Consider the following 19,938-nt stretch of genomic DNA (forward strand, 5'->3'; position numbering starts at 1 on the left):
CCTCAACTATCGTGGATAAATTTATAACTTCCCCAGCTTAGCCGTTGACCAGTGCTTGGGTCACATTCCGGACGAGGGCGGCGCGGGGGACGTCGCCAAGCGGCACGGCGTGGAGCACCATCGTGGCGCCGGGCGCGGCGGTGGATACCCACTCGCACTCGGGAAGCAGCGCCAGCACGTGGCCGAGCGTACCCGGGTAGTCATCGATCCGAACTTCGAAGACTCCCCTGCTCCACATCGCGGTCGCGGGGCCCGGCACAAAATCGGGCAGCACGGTATAGGTGCCGGATTTATAGGACTGAACGAGGCGCTCCTCCACCGTGGCGAGATCGATAGCACCGTGCAGAGCGCGGATGTCGAACTCGCCGGCATAGCCCTCCTCGGTGCGCACGAGGCGCGAGCAAAGAATGTTCCAGCCCAGCGCGGCAATCAGGGCCAGGGGGCGCACTGCCTCCCGCTGGTAGCTGCCGCGCCACAGGACGGTAAAGCTGTCATCCTCCGGGTTGTGGCGCAGGCCGATGTCGCGGTCGGCGGCAACCAGAGGACGAACTGGGCGCAGTGCCTCCAACTGCGCAAAAGCATGCCCGCTGACCGCTTCAATGCCCTGCTCTAGCCTGCGGTTCCACACACCGGGTCCGGTGGATTCGGCATCGGCGCGGGCGAGCACGACGAGGAGAGCCAAGGTGAGGTAGTCATAGCGCACAGCTTCGAGGAGCTCGTCACGGGCTTCATCGGATGAAGGATCGGTGCGGGAGACGATGCGCGCCAGCGTGGTGTGCTCAGCGACCACGGTTTGGACGCGGGAGCGGTCCGCCAGGTCGAGTCCCAACTTGGCTGCGGCTCGCGCCACCATCTCCGCCCCCACCATCTCGTGCGGGCGCCCATAGCCTTTCCCGATGTCGTGATAGAGCCCCACCAGGAGCAGCAGGTCCGGCCGGGCCACGGAGGTGCGCGCTTCCGCACAGCGCGCGACGGTAAGGATGGAGTGGTAGTCCACGGTGTGAGCGTGCGTGCGCTCGCGCGGCAACAGCCCCCGGATGTGCTCCCACTCTGGGACGAGCCGCTCCCACAAGCCGTGAGCGTCCATCTCCTGGATGAGGCGCGGAGTGTTGAGCGGCGAGGACAACAGGCTGAAGAAGGCATCCGTCGCGGCGGCGGGCCAGCGTTCGGGCAGTTCCGGCAACTCGCGCAATTGCTCCCAGACGTGGGAGGGCACTGTTCTACTCGAGCGCGCCGCAGCGGCGGCCACGCGCAGGAGCAGCCACGGCTCGTCGAGATCGGCGGTGCGAGCGAGGCGGATCTCGCCCCCGGCATCGACCACCCCGATATCGAGTGGCTTGCGGGAGCGGATGTGGCTGCGTCTGGCCACCACGCCCCGCGCCGTTGCCAATGCCCGCTCCACGGCCTTGTCTACTGCCGCGGCGGCAGTCACGACGGCTGCGGAGAGGCCATAGCGGTCAGCAAAGCCCAACTCGTGAGCTATCTCCTCAGCGAATTCGGGATCGAGGACGTCGCGGTGTCGGCGGGCGGTGACGTGGAGGAGCGTGCGGACGTCGAGAAGCAGGGCCTGCTCTTCCTCGAGCGCTGGGACGTCGGCGAGGTTGCCCAGGGCGAGGGCCCGCAAGAATTGGATGTCGCGCAGGCCGCCCCGCCCATTCTTGATATCTGGGTGGGTCATCGTGGCCAGGGTGCCGGAGCGGCGCCAGCGGGTGATTGCTAGGTCGACGAAAGCATCGAAATTGCTCTGCAGTAGGCGGCGCCAGGAGGCATAGACCTGGGCGCGGGTGGAGTCCACGAGCTGCTTGTCGCCGGCGACGAAAGCCAGATCCAGCTGCGCGAAGCCGGCGGCGGGATCAGATCCGGCGATGGCGCCGAACTCGCGCGGGGTGCGCACGGCGTAGTCAAGCCGGTATTTGGCGTCCCAGATGGGGTACCAGATTTCGGAGACGACGTCCTCGGGAAGCTCGGTGTCATCCGGGTGGAGGAGAATCAAGTCGAGATCCGAAAAAGGCGTCATCGCCCGCCGGGCAAAAGAACCCGTGGCGGCAAGCGCACAACCGGGCGGAAGCTGCAAGGACTGCGTGAGGCGCAGCGCCGAAGCGTAGGCGTCCTCACGCAGTTGGGCGGCCGTAGACACCTTTTAGAGAGCGGCCTCGCCGCGTTCACCGGTGCGTACGCGGATGACGTCCTCGACGTGCGTGATCCAAATCTTGCCGTCACCGATCTTGCCGGTGTAGGCGGCGTCGACGATGGCGGAGAGGATGTCCTCCACCTGCTCGTCGGAGGTGACTACCTCCAGCTTGACCTTGGGTACGAAATCGGTGGCGTACTCGGCGCCGCGGTAGACCTCGCTGTGGCCGCGCTGCTGACCAAACCCCTGGGTCTCGGTCACGGTCAGGCCGTGCACGTCGTGCTGTTCGAGGGCTTCACGGATGTCCGGCAGCGTGAACGGTTTGACGATGGCAGTGATGAGCTTCATCTGTTACTCCTTAGCTCCGGCGGTGTCGACCCGCGGCTGGACGGTAGGTGCAGGGTTAATCCTAGCGTCGTGGGTGTGGCGACGGTGAGACGCCACGGACTCACGGAAGTCATAGGCGGACTCGCGGTGCTCGCTCAGGTCGATATCGTGGTCTTCATCATCGGCCCTCCACCCCAGGGTGGCGCGGATGAGGAGCGCCACAACCAGCGTAACGGCAGCAGAGAACAGCATGGCGACGAGCACGATGACCGCCTGGACGACGAGCAGCTTGAAGCCTTCCGAGAGGTGACCGGTAAGGATGCCGTTATCCGTGGCGAAGAAGGCCAACCCGATGGTTCCCCACAGACCAGCGCACAAGTGGACGCCAACGACATCCAGGGAGTCATCGAAGCCCCAGCGGTACTTCAGACTGATACACAGGCAGGCGATAATGCCGCCGAGGAACCCGAGGGCGATGGAACCGAGCGGGCTGAGTGCTCCTGCGGCCGGGGTGATGGCGACAAGACCTGCAATCGCGCCGGATGCAGCGCCGAGAGAAGTAGCGGCGTGGTCCCGGGTTCTTTCCACGAGCATCCAGCCGAGCATCGCTGCGGCCGCCGCAACAGTGGTGTTGAGCCATGCCAGGCCAGCAATACCGTCCGCAGCGAAAGCGGAACCGCCGTTAAAGCCGAACCAGCCGAACCACAGAAGCGCAGCGCCCAGCATCACCATCGGAAGGTTGTGGGGCCTATCGATGTGCTTCGGGAAGCCCGCGCGCGGGCCCACGACGATGGCCAGAACCAAGGCAGCAGCGCCAGCGGAAATGTGCACGACGGTACCGCCCGCGAAGTCGATGGGAGCAATGAGGGCCTCACCGTTTGATACACCGAAGAGCCACGCTGCGAGGGAACGCGGGGCATGGGAGAGCACTCCCCCGCCCCACACCATGTGGGCGAGTGGAAAGTAGGCGAAGGTTACCCAGGCGCCCGCAAAGGTGAGCCACGCGGAGAACTTCACGCGGCCGGCGAGGGCGCCGGAGATGATGGCTGTCGAAATAATGGCGAAGGTTGTTTGAAAACCGATGTCGATGATGTTGGGGTAACCAGCACTGCCGGCAAGGTACTCGGCGGAGGGCCCGGTGATTTGGCCGCGTAGCCCCCAGGCTTCAAACGGGTTGCCCACGATACCGGCCAGCGAGCTTTCCGCATAGGACATGGACCACCCCCACAGAACGTAGAGCACGGGGACGAGCGCTAGTGCGCCGAAGGACATCATCATCATGTTGAGGACGTGACGGTTGCCCGCCATTCCGCCGTAGAACAACGCCAATCCGGGGGTCATGAGCAGCACCAAGGATGCGCTGATGAGCATCCATGCTGCGTCGCCGGAAGAAAATGCTTCAGGAGTCATACGTCAACTAACCCCGTTTCTATAGCTTGATAGGTAACGGGACTTAATATACCTATCGCACTATAGAATTAGGAAGGGAAGTGAGCTGCAGATCACACTTGAGATCGAAAAAGCGGCGAGGGAAGCACTCTCCTCGCCGCTTGTCCCAGCACGCGCCCTAGAGCTCGTCCTCGGAAGCCTTCACCGTTTGCTCACGCTCGCGCATACGCTTAGCATACTTCACGTCGGTAACGGTCACACCGTAGATGGAACGCCCCATATAGAACGAACCCACCGACCCGATGATCCATACGCCGAAACACGCAATCATGACCTTGATCAGCGACCACAGCGAAAACCCGTTCTCGGCAAAATCCACGACTACCTTCGCCACAAGCAGCAGCGGGACAGCCAAGCCGACCGTCGGCCCCAGCAGGTTAACGCGGGTCAGTGCATCAGGCGCTCGCCACAAGGCGATGGCCGTCGCGATGACCAAAATCGTGGCCACAACCAACAGAATCGAGGCGATAATCTCCGCGATAGTCATGGTCTTACCTCCTGCCCTTCGAGATGATACGGGCCATCGACAACGTCGGCAGCACGCCGGCCGCGATAGCCGCGAGCATGGCGATGTCATAGACAATGGAAGCGTGATTAGTCATGGCCCACGAAATGTACATGCACAACATGCCATAGAAGACCATGTCACTCATCACGGTGCGGGTGAGCTCATCGCGGGAGCGCAACGCCAATACCAACGCCGCGCACACCGACGCGCCGATCAGGAAAATGCAGACAAAAACTACCCATTGAAAGGCGCTCATCGAGGAAAAATCAATCATTACTTATCATCCTTTCGGGCATCCTTGTTCTGCGCGACCTGGCGCAGGGGCCACACGGAATACTTCTCCACATCGTGCGCGGCCAGCGGGGTATCATCCGACTTCGCGATGTCCGGTGCGCGCATGTGACGGCCCAGCGTATCGAGCGTGTACTCGTAGAAGGTCGGGGCAAGTTCCTCCGTCGGGCCCTGGCCAGGTACGCCATAGTCAATGCCCTTCACCCGTGGCGCGAGGCGCTCCTCCATGTCCGCGAGATCCGCCATAACACTGGCTGGGTCATCCCCCATGACCGCTTGAACCAGCACGATACGCGGCAGGCCTTCCGCGATCGGCTCGCGCAAGCCCAGTGACAAGGTTCCAGGGGTTGCGGTAATGGACGAGGTGAACCAGAAGATCTCCCACGCGCTCGTCACGCGCAAGGGATATCGCAGCACCACGGGGCGGTATTTGTTCTGCGGTTTGAAGGATTCTGCGGCCAATGAAAAGCCCGCGACGAAGATTTCCTTGATCAGCCACAGCGCGTAGCCAACAGCATGCAACGCAGTCTTCATTTAACGGCCCTCCTGAAGGGAGTCGATATCGGGTAGGGCTACGGGGTCGTCGCCAAGCACAGCGTGTGCGTAGGCCTCCGTATCCAACAAGTCTGCAGAAGCTTCCATGGTGATGCTAATGACCGGCCCGGAGAGGATAAACATGGTCAGCGAGCCCAAGATGAGCGCGGCCGAGGGCGCCATCAGCTTCTTGCGGATCACCAGCTCATCGGGCACCTTCTCCTTGGGCAAATCCTTGCCCCAGAAGACGCGACGCCACACCCGCAGCATGGCCAGGAACGCGGCGAAGGAGGCGATGATAATCACCGCGATGACGGTCCATGCCCATCCCCCGCCGGTGCGGGCGACTTCCGCGACGATGAGAACCTTGCCCCACATGCCGGAGAAGGGCGGGAAGCCCACAACAGAGAAGGCACCGGCGGCGAAGATCCACGCGATGATGGGGTCGCGGCGCGCGAGGCCGGAAAGCTTATTAAGACCGCCCGTGCCGTAGGTCTCCTCAATGGCACCGGAGGCCAAGATGAGGGAGCCCACCGTGAGCATGTGGTGAATGGTGTACAGGATTCCGGCAGCCAGCGCGCGCTGCGCATCGTGGGTGGTAAAGGCCATCATCACCAGGATGAAGGGCATACCGTTGAGCATCTGGTAGCCCAGCACGCGGCGGATAGAGTTCTCAGCCAAACCGCCGAAGGAGCCCACCACCATGGAGATGATCATGATGACGATGATGAGCGTTCCCCAGCGCTGGTCCATATCGAACAGCTGCACCCACAGGCGGTACAGCATGTACACCGCCACCTTGGTGTGCAGGCCGGAGAACAAGCCCATGACCGCAGCCGATGTTCCCGGGTAGGTCCGTGGCAGCCAGGACTGCACGGGGAACACGCCGGCCTTCGCAGCGATGGCGATAACGATGATGCCCGAGGCCACCGTCACCGGGCCGTTGCCGGCGGCAGCGCCCGTGAGCGCCGCCAGGTTGACCACGCCGGTCACCGAGTAGATATAGCCCACGCCGACCACCAAAAGCGTAGATGCGAACAAGTTCACCAGCACGAAGGCGCGGCCGGCAGCCAAGCGCGACCAGGTACCGGACATCGTGATGAGGCCATAGGACGGCAGCAGCATGACCTCGATGAACACGAAGAAGTTAAAGAGGTCAGCGGTCAGCAGGGCGCCGCACACACCAGTGATAAGGATTAGTGTCAGCGACGGGTAGTAGCGAGACTTGGTCTCACCGCCCACGATGGCAAACCAGTTGGCACCGAAGGCCACGATCATCGTCGTAATGAGCATGAGTGCCGAGAAGGTATCGGCGGCGAAGGCAATACCCGCGTTGCCCAGGTAGTTACCCACGCTGTGCGCCACCACTCCGTTGCTCATGGTGTAAAGCAACAGCGCAAAGGAGGCGAAAATACCCACGCCCGGAACGATGAGCATGATGGCATCGCGCACGCGGCTCCATGGCGCGAGGAGCGCCAGCGCCGCCGATACGAGGGGAACCGCTGGGAAGAGCGGGAGGAGGGCGCTTACGGTGTCATACATCTAGTTGTCCTCCTCTTGTTCGAGTTCTTTCAAACGATCCATCTTGTTAGCCGAGCGCTCCAGAATCTCCCGGTTCTGGGTGTCGCGTCCCAGCGTGGAGAAAGCGTGGTCAATGGTGTTGTCATCCACCGGCTCAACAACATCCGTGTCGTCGTTCGCGCCCATCGCTGCCATGGTCAGCAGGATGGTCGAGGTAGCCATGGAAATCACCACGGCGGTCAGCACAAAGGCCTGCGGCAGCGGGTCCGCCATCTGGTCCATGCCCACCTGCGATGGAAAGGACTCCCCGCGGTAGGAGTACACGCCGGTGGCCAGGAGCATGAGGTTGGCACCGTGGCCGAAGGCCATCATGCCCAGCACGATGTGCACAAGGCCGCGCTGCTGGATGAGGTAGACGGCGCTACCGATGAGCAAAGCAATGGTCAGTGCGAGGATCATGAGTTCTTCTCCTCTTGAGCCGAGATTCGGTGGGACGAGGACGCACGGTGGCGTGCCTCGGAGTCATTGAGCAACGCCGTTGGGTCCGAAGACGGGTTGATGGACTCGGGATACGGGTCGTCGACATCCTCCATGACCACGCGCGGGGTATTCGGCAGCGCGGAATCATCGTCATGAACCCACGGCAAGTAGTCCCGCTCGGTGCCCGGGCGCAGGTAGCCACCCAAGGCGTTGATGGCCATGGTGAGCATGCCCAACACCGCGAGGTAAATGCCGAGGTCGAAGATGAGCGACGTCGTCCAGTGCTGCCCCAGGGCGTGGCCATGGATGGCGGTGAGGAAACCACCGGAGCTATGCGACGTCGGGATGTAGCCGATGAAGCCTGCCACCAGCGCCACGATAATGCCCACGCCGGTGAGGTGAATCGGAGTCATGCGCCCGAAGACAATCTCATCGGTACCGCGGGACAGATAGGTCAGGCCGATGGCAGCACCCATGATGAGCGCCGCTGGGAAGCCGCCGCCGGAAGCCTGGTGGCCGCGGTAGAAGACAATGAAGGACATGACCACCAGGATTGGGATGGCCACGGCAATGCCCTTGCGCAGCGGCACCGAGTTGAGCTGCGACTGACCGAACGGAGCCGGGCGTGTGCCGGAGGTGAACGGGAAGCGCGGCAGCGTCGAGGTGACCGCTGCGATAACCACGGCGGCCATGCCCAACACCGAAAGCTCGCCCAGGGTATCGAGTGCACGGAACTCCACGATGATGGTGGCCACCACGTTGTCGCCACCAGTGATATCCGGGGCGTTGTTGAGGTACCACATGGCCAGATCCGAGCGCTCGTGACGGCCCATCAGCGCCCACACGCCCAGGAATGCGGTGAGCCCAGCGAGCACGGCCACCACAATGGAACCCACCTTGCGGTTGTTGTTTTGTACTGGGTGGAATTTCTCCGGCAGGTAGCGCAGGACCATCATCATGACGATGACGGACAGCGCCTCCACCGTGAACTGCGTCAGGGCCACGTCGGGTGCGCCGAGCAAGAACATCTGCAAGGTCACGCCGGTTCCCGCGGTACCAATCATGACCGCACCGGTGAGGCGGTTGCGTGTACGCACCAGACCAAACATGGACAGCGCCACGATGCCCAGCGGCAACAGGTCCCACGGATTATCAAGGCCATCCACGCGCGGGTTGAGAGCCACACCGTCGACACCCGTGGACACCAGAGTGGAGCCCGCAAGGATGATGACTAGGAGGATGATCGGCAGGATCAGCTTCGACGGGTTGTGGGTATCGGACATGCGGCCAACGAAACGGCCGAAGGCTGCGCACACATCCTGGATCCACTTCAGAATCTGGTTACCGGTGCGCGGCAGGAGCTGGCGCTCCTCCATCGCGGTCCACAGCGGCCCGCGGAAGAACAACGCGATGATGCCAGCGATCAGCACCACCACAGAAATAAGCAGCGGGACGTTCAGCCCGTGCCACAGCGCGAGGTGGGAATGGCCCTCCATACCGATGGCCGCCACGATGTTATCGAGCGGCTTATCGAGCGCTCCCATGACGAAAATGATCGGCACCGACATCACACCCGGCAGAGCCGCGGGCAGCCACAACCGCACCGGTGCCTCATGGACATGCGACATGTTGCGCGGGCCATCGAAAAAGGCGCCGAAGATGATCTTGGCGGAGTAAGTAAACGTGAAGAACGCACCCACGCTGGCGACGATGAGCAGCAGCGCCTGGCCGGTAGAACCAATTGGTGCCTCCTCGAAGGCGGTGAGCATTCCTTCCTTCGACACGAATCCGAACAGCGGCGGGACCGCCGCCATCGAGGCAGCACCGATAAGCATGGAGCCAAAGGTCCACGGCATCTTGTTCCACAGCACGCCGAGGCGGCGGATGTCACGTGAACCAGCCTCATGGTCGATAACACCAATGAGCATGAAGATGGAGGACTTAAACAGCGCGTGCGCCAGCGTGTGCACGAGCGCCGCCGCAATGGCGAAAGGCGTGCCCACACCAATCGTGGCCACGATCCATCCCAGGTGGGACACGGTGGAATAAGCCGTGAGCTTTTTCAGGTCCGTCTTCTGCACCGCAAAGACCGCCGACATCACGGCGGTACCCATACCGGCGATAATGAGCAGCCAATTCCACACGGCAACATCGTGGAAGATGGTGGAGAAACGAATCAAGAGGTAGACACCGGCCTTGACCACTGCTGCCGCGTGCAGGAAGGCCGAGACCGGCGTCGCGGCCGCCATGGCTTCCGGCAGCCAGAAGTGGAAGGGGAACTGTGCAGACTTGGTAAATGCCGATACCGCAATGAGCACGGCAACCCCGGCGGTCAGGCCTGGGCGCTCCGCCCACACGTCGGAGGCCAAGATGCCCTCAAGGTTCGTCGTCCCCGCTGCGGTTGCAGCAATCGCCACGCCCGATAGCAGAGTGAGGCCGCCAACGAAGGTAAGGATCAACGTGCGCTGCGAACCCGCCTCACCTGACTTACCGCTGCGCGCAATGAGCATGAACGACGCCAGCGATACCAGCTCCCAGGCAAGGAAGAGCACCACGACGTCGTTAGCGAGCACGAGCAGGAGGATCGACAGCGTAAACGCGGTCATCAGGACATAAAAACTGACGTTTCCTTTTCCTTTAGGCAAGTAAGCCGCAGAATAAGTAAACACCACCGCACCGATGACGAGAGCCAGCATGGCGAAGAAGATGCCGAGTGCATCGCCGCGGAAGGCGAGGTTGACATCAACACCGGGCGCGATCACATCGCGCACCCACGTCACGGAATAGGTCAGTTCTTCGCCACGGGCAAGCGCCGGAAATTCTTTAGCCAACAGTGCCGCGGCGACAATAAAAATGCCGGCTAGCGGGTAGCCGGCTGCGCGATCAGCAACCTTGACGGCTACTGGTGCAAGCGCCACTGCGACAGCTGCGAGGAGGACAACATACAGGAGTGTCACGGAAGAGTAGCCTCACGAACCGTTGTTAGGGCTGTTTAATCAGCCTCACATAGACAGGACTTTCCCAGAGTATCATTGTGACCTCCCCCAAAGCACATCTTTAATGGGACGAAAACGACGAAAGCGCCCCACAAAGGAGGCGCTACGTCTCGAAAGAACTTAGGTCTAGCCCAGGGATCTATAAGGACTTACTTCTCCCCCAGCAAGGCATCAACAAATCCTTCAACCTCAAACGGCGCGAGGTCATCTGCACCCTCGCCGAGGCCCACGAGCTTGACCGGCACGCCCAGTTCCTCCTGCACCTGGAAGACGATGCCGCCCTTGGCGGTGCCATCCAGCTTCGTGAGGACAACGCCGGTGATATCAACAACATCACGGAAGATACGGGCCTGGGTCAGGCCGTTCTGCCCCACCGTCGCATCCAGTACAAGCAGGACCTCATCAACCTCGGTCTTCTTCTCCACCACGCGCTTGACCTTGCCCAGCTGGTCCATGAGGTCCACGGAGGTGTGCAGACGGCCAGCGGTGTCAACGAGAACAACGTCGACGCCCTGGTCAACGCCAGCGGCCACGGCATCAAAGGCCACGGAGGCCGGGTCCGCGCCTTCCTTGCCGCGGACAGTCGTAGCGCCCACGCGACGGCCCCAGGTCTCCAGCTGGTCCGCAGCCGCTGCACGGAAAGTATCCGCCGCGCCGAGCAAGACGTTGTGCCCCATGGACACGAGCACGCGGGCCAGCTTGCCGGTCGTGGTGGTCTTGCCGGTGCCGTTGACGCCGACGACCATAATGACGGCCGGCTTGCCTTCATTCGGCATGGCCTTGATAGAACGGTCCATCTCCGGGTGGCCCACCTCGATGAGGGCCTCGCGCAGCATCGCACGCGCTTCGGCCTCAGAACTGACTCCGCGCTCTGCAATCTTGTCACGCAGGGAGTCGGTAACTTGCATGGTGGACTTCGTACCCAGATCCGCCATGATGAGGGTGTCTTCGATTTCCTCCCAGGCATCATCATCAAGGTCACCAGCAGAAAGAATGCCCATGAGGCCTTGGCCAATGGCGTTCTGCGAGCGCGACAGACGCCCGCGCAGCTTGCCCAAGCGGCCGGCAGCCGGCGCAATGTCCTCCTGCGGCTGGGCTGCCGGGGCCTCGACAACCTCGGCGTCGTCGGATACTTCGAGCTCCTCCGGCTCAGCCTCGAGTGCCGCGCTTGCCGACGCCGCCTGCGCCCCCGCTGCCGCGGCGGCCTCCTCTGCTTCGGCTTCCTTAGACTCGGCCGGTGCTTCTGGTTCAGGCTGTGCTTCTACCTCTACCGCTGCCTCTTCTTCGGCTTCAAACTGAGCAGAAGGCTCCTCCTCGGCCGGAGCCTCAGGTACCTCCGGTTCCTCCTCTACCTTCGGAGTTTCAACTACCGGCTCCGGTTCAGCAATCTCTTGTTCGGTGGCCGGGACATCCTCTTCCGTGTCCTCGTCATCCTTGTCAACAGCAGCGGCGCCGGATACGGCAGCACCAGCGGCGGCAGCGCCCGCAGCTCCTGCAGCGGCTACACCAGCGGAAGAATCCTTATCCTCGTCTTCCTTTGCCGGTTCGTTCTGCGCAGCCGGTTCCGGCTCGCTCACCGGCTTCGCGTCTGCGACGGGTTCCGGCTTGGGCTCTGCCTGAGGCTTCGGTTCCGCCGCAGGCTTCGCTGCCTTCGGGGTCTCCTCGTCACCCTTGAGCTGAGCATTCGCCAGCTCAGTGGCATCACGCTGCTCCGCCTGCGGCTCAGGCTTGGGCTCAGCCGGGGCCTGCGCGGGCTGCTCGGCAACTGGCTGCTGCGGCGCCGGCTGCTCGGGCTTCGAGGCGGTGACAGGCTCCTTAGCTGCACCGCCGCCAGCAGGGGCAAAGTTAAAGCCAGACTTGGCTTGGTAGTTGCCGGATTTCTGCTGCTGGGTCAGCTCCTTCGGCTCCTCCACGGGCTTTTCAAAGGAGACCTTCTTTGATTCGCCGCGCTTCTTGCCTAGGACAACGAACAAGACCACGAGCAGAATCAGGACGATGACTGCTATCGCAATCCACATAAAAGTAGTATTCATGCCTTCCATAGTGCCAGGGTTGTCCACGTACGGCACGACAAGGAGGATGAAAAGTGCTGGGCGCAAGCCCTACCCTAGCGCGCGGCATCGACGCCGAGGCGCGTGGCATCCTCCGCCGCCTGTGCTGTGCCCGGCGCCTCACCGGCGCGGGACATGCGCTGCGAAATCACGCGCGTCACACCATCGCCGCGCATCGTGACGCCATAGAGCACGTTGGCCACGTCCATCGTCGGCTTCTGGTGGGTGATGACGATGAGCTGAGAATCCTTACGCAGCTCCTCGAAAAGGGCGATGAGACGGCGCAGGTTGACGTCGTCAAGCGCGGCTTCCACCTCGTCCATGACGTAGAACGGTGAGGGGCGCGCGCGGAAAATCGCCACGAGCATGGCCAGGGCTGTCAAGGACTTCTCGCCGCCAGACAACAGCGACAAGCGCTTCACCTTCTTACCCGGCGGGCGGGCCTCCACCTCGATGCCGGTGGCCAGCATGTCATCCGGCTCCGTGAGGATGAGGCGACCCTCGCCTCCGGGGAACAGCGTCTGGAAGACCTTGGGAAACTCCGCTTCCACGTCGTGCCAGGCATCCGTGAACAGCTGCAGGATCTGCGCGTCCACATCTTCGATAACGCCAGTCAGATCCTTGCGCGCTTGGATGACATCGTCCAGCTGCGTGGACAGGAAGCTGTAGCGCTCCTCCAGTGCCTTGTACTCCTCCAAGGCCAGCGGGTTGACCTTACCCAGGGAGTTGAGGTCCTTCTCGGCTTGCTTCAACCGCTTAGTTTCGGCGGAACGATCGAAATCCTCCCCCGGGGTGTAGTCCTTGAGCAGGTCGGGAATCGCAATGCCGAGCTGCTCCACGATTTTTTCCTCGGCCTCATCCACGCGCACCTGCGCTTGGCTGCGGGCGATCTCGGAGTTATGCGCGGAGTCGGTCAGGCGATCCAGCTGCTGGCGGGTCGAGGAGACCGCTTGCTTCGCCGATTGTGCACGGCCTTGCAGCACGCCGCGCTGGGTGACCAGCTCATCGCGTTCCTCGGCGGCCCGCTCGAGTGCCTGCGCGGTCCGGGCGGCCAAATCTTGGGCATGCTTGTCGACGGCCCCCGCCAACCTCGCCTGCGCTTGCCGGCGGGCCATGGCCTGATCGTGGCGAGCTTTGGCCTGGCGCTCGTGCTGGGCTTGGCGCCGCAGAGCCTCTCCCCTACCCGCTGCCTGGCCAACCTTCTCTTCGGCGCTGCGGGCCGCCAGCTGGGCCTCCACTTCCATGGCCTTGACCTGTTCCAGGGCCGTCGAGGCAGCATCGCGTTCCACCGAGGAGGGTTCATCAGCCTGCTCTTCAGCGTCTACGCGCGACAAGCGGTCACGCGCCTCCGCCAATTCTTCGCGCAGGCGGGCCAACTGCACCTCGATATCCGTGGCGCGGGCGGCGGCCTTTTCGTGCTCAGCCTTGTTCGCCTCGTATTGCTTGAGCAAGCGCTGGTGATCGCGCTTCCACGCCTCTAACTCGTGATCGTGTTCCCGTAGCGCGGCCTTGGCGCTCGCCGCACCCACGCGCGCATCGTCCGCCGCCAGCTTCGCGCCTTCCAGCGTGCCGGATAGTTCTTCCAGCTCATGGGTGGCGGTCTCCAGCTGTTGCTCGGCCTCCGCAATCTGGCCGCTCACCTCCACCGTCGAGGCAGCTCCAGTTCCGGCCTCTACCCAACCTTCGCCGACGAGCAGGCCCTCAGGGGTCACAGCTCGCAGGCGCGGATCCTCCGCGATGAGCTCGCGGGCTGCGGCATAGTCATCGACGAGGACCACGTCGGAGAGCAAGCGCGTCACCGCCGCTGAGACTTCTGGAACCAAGACCATCTGGTCTAGCAGCCAGCTCGCCCCGGAGGGCAAGTCCGCGTCAAGGCGCCAGGCTGAACCGGTGGGTTCCGCGGCGACGTCGATAAGCGGCGTGCGGCTCGCCGCAGCGAGTTCGCGCACGATGTCCCCGCTCACCGCGCCGGCTTGGGCTTCGGCAAAGGAGCCGAGTGCTGCCGCAACGGCCGTCTCATAACGCGTGGAGATGAACTCCGCGAGAGGTTTAAAGCCCTCACCGAGATCCAGTGCTTCTGGAACGGTCTGGCCCAGGGTATCGATCCGAGCGCGCAAACTGTACACGCTGCGCTCGTGTTGCCGCTGTGCGTCACGCAGCTGTTCCAAGCGTTTATCGGCCGCTGCAGATTCGCTGGCCGCGCGCACATGCGCTTCCTCCAGTGGCTCACGCTCGGCGGCCAGGTGCTCCAGCTTGTCCGCCACCTCATCAGCTTCCGCCTGTGCCCCCCTGGTACGGGATTTAGTGTTCGCCAGCGTCTCTTCCTGTCGCGCCAACTCGGACTCCGCGGAACTTACTTGACCGGCTAAGTTCTCCTCAGCGGCGATGAGGCGAACCACGCCTTCGCGGCGATCCGCAATGGCGCGCAGCTGCGCCATGTGTTCCTTATCGGCGGCCTCGAAGGCTTCCCGGCGCTCAGCCACTTCCTCCCGGATCGATTCCAGACGCTCCGCCGCCTCCTCGGCCGCGGCCAGCAACTCATCATGCTCCTCGTCGGCCCGCTGGGCGCGTGCCTCCAACTCATCCGGATCCTGGCCCGCGTAGGCGACCTGTGAGCCAACGTTGCTGGCGCGCTCGGCCGCGATGCGCTGCGTGGCGGAGATACGCTCCGACAGCGTCGAGAGCTCGAACCACAGCTTCTGCGCGGCCTCCGCGCGCGGAGTGACATCCCCCAACTCGGCTTCTACCTCGAGCTGGATTTCGGTCGCCTCTTCCAGCTGGGCTGTCATTTCCTCGACCTGCTCGGCGAGCACCGCCGCGCGCTTTTCAGCGTCGTCGAATGTCGCGCGCAACCGCACTACGCGGTCGCCGGCAAGACGCAGGCGGGCATCCCGCAAATCCGCCTGCACGGTTGCTGCGCGCTGGGCGGCCTCCGCTTGGCGCGCCAAGGGCTTGAGTTGTTTGCCCAGCTCATCGGTCAAGTCCTGCAGGCGATCCAGGTTGGCCTGCATGCCGGTCAGCTTGCGCTGCGCTTTTTCCTTGCGGCGGCGGTGTTTCAGCACGCCCGCGGCTTCTTCGATATAGGCGCGGCGATCCTCCGGGCGGGATTCCAGAATCTCCGCCAGCTTTCCCTGGCCCACGATGATGTGCATCTCCCGGCCAATGCCGGAATCAGACAGCAGCTCTTGAATATCCATGAGGCGCGCCTTCGCCCCGTTGATCTCATATTCGCTCGCGCCATCCCGGAACATGCGGCGGGTGACGGAGACCTCCGAATACTCGATGGGCAAGGCGCCATCGGAATTGTCAATCGTCAGCGTAACCTCGGCGCGGCCGAGGGCCTTGCGGTCCCCGGCGCCGGCAAAGATGACGTCCTGCATCTTGCCGCCGCGCAGCGTCTTGGCGCTGCCTTCACCCATGACCCACGCGAGCGCATCGACGACGTTCGATTTACCCGAGCCATTTGGGCCCACCACGGCGCAGATGCCGGGCTCGAATTTCAGGTTCGTCGCGGACGCGAAGGACTTGAATCCTTTGAGCGTGAGCGATTTGAGGTGCATTCGGTTTAGTTTAGCGCTCGATGAAGCCCGACTCACCGCGCGGTGCGGCCCACTGCTCCACCACGGCGTTCACTACGCCTGGGCGGTGGGTGGTCGACGGTTCTTCACGCAGCAAGGCCAGCAGCTTCTCGCAATCAGCACGCGGCCCTTCAGCAACCACCTGGACGCGGCCATCCTGCAGGTTCGTCGCGTGTCCTGCCAGCCCTAGTTCGAGTGCCCGGGAACGCGTCCACCAGCGAAAGCCCACGCCTTGGACGTGGCCATGGACGAAAGCCGTGAGCCGCTCATTCCCTGTGGCCGCTGCCTGCTGCGTCATCTAGTACTCCCTCAAGTTCGTGCGGTCACCCAAGTCGTGCTCGTGCTTGAGACGGCGGCGGTCCTCCGCGCTGCGGCGGGTTACCGGATCCGTGCCATCCCAGCACTCGACGTTCTGCAGTTCCGGCAGCATATCACGGTGGAAGACCGGATCCAGGCCCTTGCGGCGCTGCTCGTTGTAGTTCTTCAACAGCTTGATGGCCACGCCCGACAGCGGCACGATGGCGCACACGTTGAGCAGAACCATGATGGCAGCGCCGGTATCGGCCAGGTCGAACACCGTGCCCAGCGGGGCCACTGCACCGTAGAAGACGAAGGCCAACACGATAAGACGGAAGATCCACAGCACCGACTTCTTCTCAGAGAGGTACTCCACGTTGGACTCGGCAAGGTAGTAGTTGCCCAGAATCGAGGAGAAGGCGAGGAAGAAGAGGATGAAGGTGACGAAGTGGATGCCCCACTCACCCACCACGCCGGAGAGCGCATTCTGGGTCAGGGTTACACCCTCAATCGCATCGGAACCGAAACGCTCGAAATCAGTACCCAGCAGGATGATGAAGGCGGTAATCGTACACACCACCAGGGTGTCGAAGTACACGCCGAGGGTCTGTACGAGGCCCTGCTTGACTGGGTGGGACACCGTCGCGGTAGCTGCTGCGTTCGGTGCAGAACCTTCACCCGCTTCGTTGGAGAACAAACCACGCTGGATACCCTTGAGCATCGCCATGCCCACGGTCGCACCGGCGGCCTCGCGGAAGCCGAACGCAGAGCCAATGATGTAGGCAAGCATGTCCGGCACCTTGTCAAAGTTCAGGACCACTACGATGATGCCCATGATGAGGTAAGCACCGGCCATGAAGGGCACGATGAACTGAGTCATCGAGGCGATGCGCTGCACGCCACCGATGATGATGAGACCGGACACTGCAACGACGGCGATGCCCACGCCTGCCTTGAAAGCACTGGAATCCTGCCCGAAGGAGGCCGCCAAGGAATCGGAGATAGCGTTGGTCTGGAAAGCGTTGTAGAACCAGCCAAAAGTAATGGCGATGGCGACGGAGAAGATGGTCGCCAGAGGCTTCCAGCCCAAGCCGCGGGACATGTAGTAGGCGGGGCCACCACGGTAGGTATCCCCTTCACGCATCTTCCATAGCTGCGCCAAAGTGGACTCGACGAATGCAGTCGCACCACCAAGGATGGCGATGAGCCACATCCAGAACACCGCACCGGGTCCGCCCACGGAGATGGCCACGGCCACGCCCGCGACGTTGCCGGTGCCCACGCGGGAGGCTGCCGAAATGGTGAATGCCTTGAAGGCGGAGATTCCGCCATAGTCGGCATCCTCATCGGCGCCGACGCCCTTGGGCTTTTCGACGACCGCCTTGAACATGTCCGGCACCATACGGATCTGCACCAAGACGGTGCGGATGCCGAAGAAGAGGCCCGCGGCAATGAGCAGCCATGGCAGGACATAAGACCACAGACTGTCGTTAATGACACCGATCACGGTGCTGAAGATTTCTTGCATGCGTTACACATTAATAACTCACACCAGAATCGTCCTAGTTGGCCGCGGGCAGCCTCCCCTCTCCGCGGCGCTGACAGGACGGGCAGTAGTGGGTCCCACGCCCACCAAGCACGGTTCTCACGATTTCCTCACCGCAGCGATCGCAGGGCTGGCCACCCCTGCCATAGGCATGTAAGGAACGGTCAAAATATCCGGATTCACCGTTGACGTTGACGTACAACGCGTCAAAGCTAGTTCCGCCAACGGCAAGCGCCGCGCGCATGACATCACCGGCCGCGGATATCACCGCGACGGCATCGCGCTGCCGCAGGGCGCTAGCCTTCTTGAGCGGAGAAATCTGGGCCGCCCACAACGCCTCATCGGCATAGATATTGCCCACCCCGCTGAGCACCGTTTGGTCGAGCAGAGCTACCTTGACCGCGGTGCGTTTCGCGCGCAGGCGCCGCCCTGCCGCTGTGAGATCGAAGTCTGTTTCGAGAGGATCGGGAGCGATATGCGCCATGGTCAGCCACGGCCCGAGACGCCAATAGCCGAAGGTGCGCTGGTCCACGAAGCTGAGGCGGGTGGCGTCGTCAAGCACGGCGGCGATACGCACATGCGGCGAATCTACCTCACCGATCCGCACCTGCCCCGACATACCGAGGTGGATGAAGAGCACATCGCGTGCCGGGTCAGTGTGGTCCTCGTCGGCGAACTCCAGCCACATGAACTTGCCGCGGCGCGCCACCGCGGCAATCTTCCTGCCCACCAGCAGCGCGGACAGCGGCACTTCCTGGCCCCGGTTAGCGCGCGGGTGGTGAACCTCTACTGCTGCGAAGGAGCGCCCCACAACATAGGGCTCGAGCCCGCGGCGGACGGACTCAACTTCGGGAAGTTCTGGCATCGAGTCCTCGTGTTTTAGCTTTCTTTGCCGGCGGTGCCCTGCACCAGCAACGGCGTCTCACGCAAGGTTTGGCACGCTTCCTCCGCCGCCTGCTGCTCAGCGAGCTTCTTGTTGTGGCCCGTCCCCCGGCCGACGGTCAAACCGGCCACGGTGGCCACGGCGTTGAAGGTTTGATCGTGCTCAGGACCCGTCGACGTGGCTGAATAGACCGGCATCGCGGCCTTCAACTCAGCGCACAGCTCCTGCAAGGTCGTCTTCCAGTCCATGTGCCGACCGGACACCACGGCGTTGTCGATCTTGGCGGCGAACAGCTTCAGCACCACCCCGCGGGCGACCTCGAAGCCATGTTGACGGTAAATAGCGCCCAGGATGGCCTCGGTGGTATCGGCCAAGATGGAATCCTTGTCGCGTCCTCCAGTGGCTTGCTCGCCTTTGCCCAACAAGATGTGGTCGCCCACGCCAATCTCACGGGCCACGTCAGACAACCCGTAGCGCGACACGATGGACGCGCGCATCTTGGAAATATCCGACTCGGGGCGCGAGGGGTACTTGTCGTAGAGCTTGGCCGCGACGGACAAGCCCAAGACCGCGTCCCCCAGGAACTCCAAGCGCTCATTGTTGGGAAGGTGCCCGTTCTCATTAGCAAAGGAGCGGTGTGTCAGCGCCAAACACAGCAGCTCATCGCTGAGCTCCACGCCGAGTGCTTTCAGCAACGGGGCGTGGTCTACCTCCGCGAATGCTGCGGCAAGGGCCTGCTCACCGGTCAGTTTCTTCTTCTTGCTCATAGGAATTTCTCCAGCCCGGACCACCGCGGATCAACGCGTTCTTCTTCCCCGGATACCCCCGTGGTCACACCTTCGGGCACGTCCACCTCGCAGCCGCCTTCGCACGTTGGGGCAAACGGAAGGGACAAACCTGCCTCATCGATCACGGTCTGCAGGAGGTCAAGAATCCCGTCCTGAATCTCGGGTACCTCATCGCCCGAACCGCGATCCTCCTCCTCGATCTCATCCCCGCCGACGAAGGATTCGTCTGCGGAAAACACCTGGGACACGTGGAGATCCATCTCTGGGTGTAGCTCAGCCAAGCAGCGTGCGCATTCGCCGCTGAGGGTGCCGGTGACATCAGCGTCCACCAACACGCCGGAGCCCAACGGGGTCAAGGTGGCTTCCACCGTGACTTCAGCGCCTTCCGGGATGCCGATCATTTCCACGCCGATGCGCTCTGGCGCGGGTCCGGTCTGCACGCGGTGCTCAGGCAGCGCCTCGGTTCCTTGGCTGCGGAGCAATTCCGTCACGTCGAACTTCAATGGTGATTTCATAGCGCCCACCAGCTTACCCTGTGCTGCCCCCTGTGCCCTAGAC

16 protein-coding genes are annotated in these 19,938 nt (G+C 62.8%); all 16 read right to left on the reverse strand.

The window, feature by feature from the left end; genetic code table 11:
- Positions 1-37: 37 nt before the first annotated feature.
- Complete coding sequence (locus tag HMPREF2993_RS07355; RefSeq protein WP_070701734.1) at positions 38-2,137, reverse strand: [protein-PII] uridylyltransferase; 2,100 nt, start codon at positions 2,135-2,137, stop codon at positions 38-40.
- A 3-nt stretch (positions 2,138-2,140) separates the two neighbouring features.
- Positions 2,141-2,479, reverse strand: a complete 339-nt coding sequence (locus HMPREF2993_RS07360; protein WP_070701736.1) for a P-II family nitrogen regulator — start codon at positions 2,477-2,479, stop codon at positions 2,141-2,143.
- 3 nt (positions 2,480-2,482) lie between these two features.
- On the reverse strand, positions 2,483-3,868 hold the full coding sequence (locus HMPREF2993_RS07365) for an ammonium transporter (RefSeq protein ID WP_070701738.1): 1,386 nt from the start codon (positions 3,866-3,868) through the stop codon (positions 2,483-2,485).
- 157 nt (positions 3,869-4,025) lie between these two features.
- Positions 4,026-4,394, reverse strand: a complete 369-nt coding sequence (locus tag HMPREF2993_RS07370) for a Na+/H+ antiporter subunit G (protein ID WP_070701740.1) — start codon at positions 4,392-4,394, stop codon at positions 4,026-4,028.
- 4 nt (positions 4,395-4,398) lie between these two features.
- A complete protein-coding gene (locus tag HMPREF2993_RS07375; RefSeq protein ID WP_070701742.1) occupies positions 4,399-4,689 on the reverse strand; it encodes a cation:proton antiporter in 291 nt (96 codons plus the stop codon).
- Positions 4,689-5,240, reverse strand: a complete 552-nt coding sequence (locus tag HMPREF2993_RS07380) for a monovalent cation/H+ antiporter subunit E (protein ID WP_070701744.1) — start codon at positions 5,238-5,240, stop codon at positions 4,689-4,691. Before HMPREF2993_RS07380 ends, HMPREF2993_RS07375 begins: the two co-directional genes overlap by 1 nt.
- The gene (locus HMPREF2993_RS07385; RefSeq protein ID WP_070515684.1) at positions 5,241-6,782 is read right to left on the reverse strand and encodes a monovalent cation/H+ antiporter subunit D family protein; all 1,542 of its coding nucleotides are present in this window, start codon (positions 6,780-6,782) and stop codon (positions 5,241-5,243) included. It abuts the gene before it with no gap.
- The gene (locus HMPREF2993_RS07390; protein ID WP_010190439.1) at positions 6,783-7,220 is read right to left on the reverse strand and encodes a cation:proton antiporter subunit C; all 438 of its coding nucleotides are present in this window, start codon (positions 7,218-7,220) and stop codon (positions 6,783-6,785) included.
- Positions 7,217-10,198: a DUF4040 family protein gene (locus HMPREF2993_RS07395; RefSeq protein WP_070701746.1), complete on the reverse strand. Its 2,982-nt coding sequence runs from the start codon at positions 10,196-10,198 to the stop codon at positions 7,217-7,219. Before HMPREF2993_RS07395 ends, HMPREF2993_RS07390 begins: the two co-directional genes overlap by 4 nt.
- A 188-nt stretch (positions 10,199-10,386) precedes the next feature.
- On the reverse strand, positions 10,387-12,270 hold the full coding sequence (gene ftsY, locus HMPREF2993_RS07400; protein ID WP_070701748.1) for a signal recognition particle-docking protein FtsY: 1,884 nt from the start codon (positions 12,268-12,270) through the stop codon (positions 10,387-10,389).
- Between the two features lie 74 nt (positions 12,271-12,344).
- Positions 12,345-15,848: a chromosome segregation protein SMC gene (gene smc, locus HMPREF2993_RS07405; RefSeq protein ID WP_070701750.1), complete on the reverse strand. Its 3,504-nt coding sequence runs from the start codon at positions 15,846-15,848 to the stop codon at positions 12,345-12,347.
- A 10-nt stretch (positions 15,849-15,858) separates the two neighbouring features.
- Complete coding sequence (locus HMPREF2993_RS07410; protein WP_046648019.1) at positions 15,859-16,164, reverse strand: acylphosphatase; 306 nt, start codon at positions 16,162-16,164, stop codon at positions 15,859-15,861.
- Entirely contained in the window at positions 16,165-17,691 is a 1,527-nt protein-coding gene (locus HMPREF2993_RS07415) for an alanine/glycine:cation symporter family protein (RefSeq protein WP_070545728.1), read from the reverse strand.
- A gap of 34 nt (positions 17,692-17,725) precedes the next feature.
- Positions 17,726-18,574: a bifunctional DNA-formamidopyrimidine glycosylase/DNA-(apurinic or apyrimidinic site) lyase gene (gene mutM / locus HMPREF2993_RS07420; protein WP_070701752.1), complete on the reverse strand. Its 849-nt coding sequence runs from the start codon at positions 18,572-18,574 to the stop codon at positions 17,726-17,728.
- Between the two features lie 14 nt (positions 18,575-18,588).
- On the reverse strand, positions 18,589-19,359 hold the full coding sequence (gene rnc, locus HMPREF2993_RS07425) for a ribonuclease III (RefSeq protein WP_070545719.1): 771 nt from the start codon (positions 19,357-19,359) through the stop codon (positions 18,589-18,591).
- Positions 19,356-19,895 (reverse strand): YceD family protein, encoded by a 540-nt coding sequence (locus HMPREF2993_RS07430; RefSeq protein WP_070545716.1) that lies wholly within the window; start codon positions 19,893-19,895, stop codon positions 19,356-19,358. The genes rnc and HMPREF2993_RS07430 overlap by 4 nt, the downstream gene beginning before the upstream one ends.
- Between the last annotated feature and the right edge of the window lie 43 nt (positions 19,896-19,938).

It is taken from the genome of Corynebacterium sp. HMSC068G04 (assembly GCF_001814885.1).
Classification (GTDB): Bacteria; Actinomycetota; Actinomycetes; order Mycobacteriales; family Mycobacteriaceae; genus Corynebacterium; species Corynebacterium hiratae.

What these genes read in the sequence shown, in the direction of transcription:
- HMPREF2993_RS07360 (WP_070701736.1), bottom strand. Translation starts at nt 2,479, where the DNA reads ATGAAGCTCATCACTGCCATCGTCAAACCGTTCACGCTGCCGGACATC.
- HMPREF2993_RS07365 (WP_070701738.1), bottom strand. Translation starts at nt 3,868, where the DNA reads ATGACTCCTGAAGCATTTTCTTCCGGCGACGCAGCATGGATGCTCATC.
- HMPREF2993_RS07370 (WP_070701740.1), bottom strand. Translation starts at nt 4,394, where the DNA reads ATGACTATCGCGGAGATTATCGCCTCGATTCTGTTGGTTGTGGCCACG.
- HMPREF2993_RS07375 (WP_070701742.1), bottom strand. Translation starts at nt 4,689, where the DNA reads ATGATTGATTTTTCCTCGATGAGCGCCTTTCAATGGGTAGTTTTTGTC.
- HMPREF2993_RS07380 (WP_070701744.1), bottom strand. Translation starts at nt 5,240, where the DNA reads ATGAAGACTGCGTTGCATGCTGTTGGCTACGCGCTGTGGCTGATCAAG.
- HMPREF2993_RS07385 (WP_070515684.1), bottom strand. Translation starts at nt 6,782, where the DNA reads ATGTATGACACCGTAAGCGCCCTCCTCCCGCTCTTCCCAGCGGTTCCC.
- HMPREF2993_RS07390 (WP_010190439.1), bottom strand. Translation starts at nt 7,220, where the DNA reads ATGATCCTCGCACTGACCATTGCTTTGCTCATCGGTAGCGCCGTCTAC.
- ftsY (WP_070701748.1), bottom strand. Translation starts at nt 12,270, where the DNA reads ATGAATACTACTTTTATGTGGATTGCGATAGCAGTCATCGTCCTGATT.
- smc (WP_070701750.1), bottom strand. Translation starts at nt 15,848, where the DNA reads ATGCACCTCAAATCGCTCACGCTCAAAGGATTCAAGTCCTTCGCGTCC.
- HMPREF2993_RS07410 (WP_046648019.1), bottom strand. Translation starts at nt 16,164, where the DNA reads ATGACGCAGCAGGCAGCGGCCACAGGGAATGAGCGGCTCACGGCTTTC.
- HMPREF2993_RS07415 (WP_070545728.1), bottom strand. Translation starts at nt 17,691, where the DNA reads ATGCAAGAAATCTTCAGCACCGTGATCGGTGTCATTAACGACAGTCTG.
- mutM (WP_070701752.1), bottom strand. Translation starts at nt 18,574, where the DNA reads ATGCCAGAACTTCCCGAAGTTGAGTCCGTCCGCCGCGGGCTCGAGCCC.
- rnc (WP_070545719.1), bottom strand. Translation starts at nt 19,359, where the DNA reads ATGAGCAAGAAGAAGAAACTGACCGGTGAGCAGGCCCTTGCCGCAGCA.
- HMPREF2993_RS07430 (WP_070545716.1), bottom strand. Translation starts at nt 19,895, where the DNA reads ATGAAATCACCATTGAAGTTCGACGTGACGGAATTGCTCCGCAGCCAA.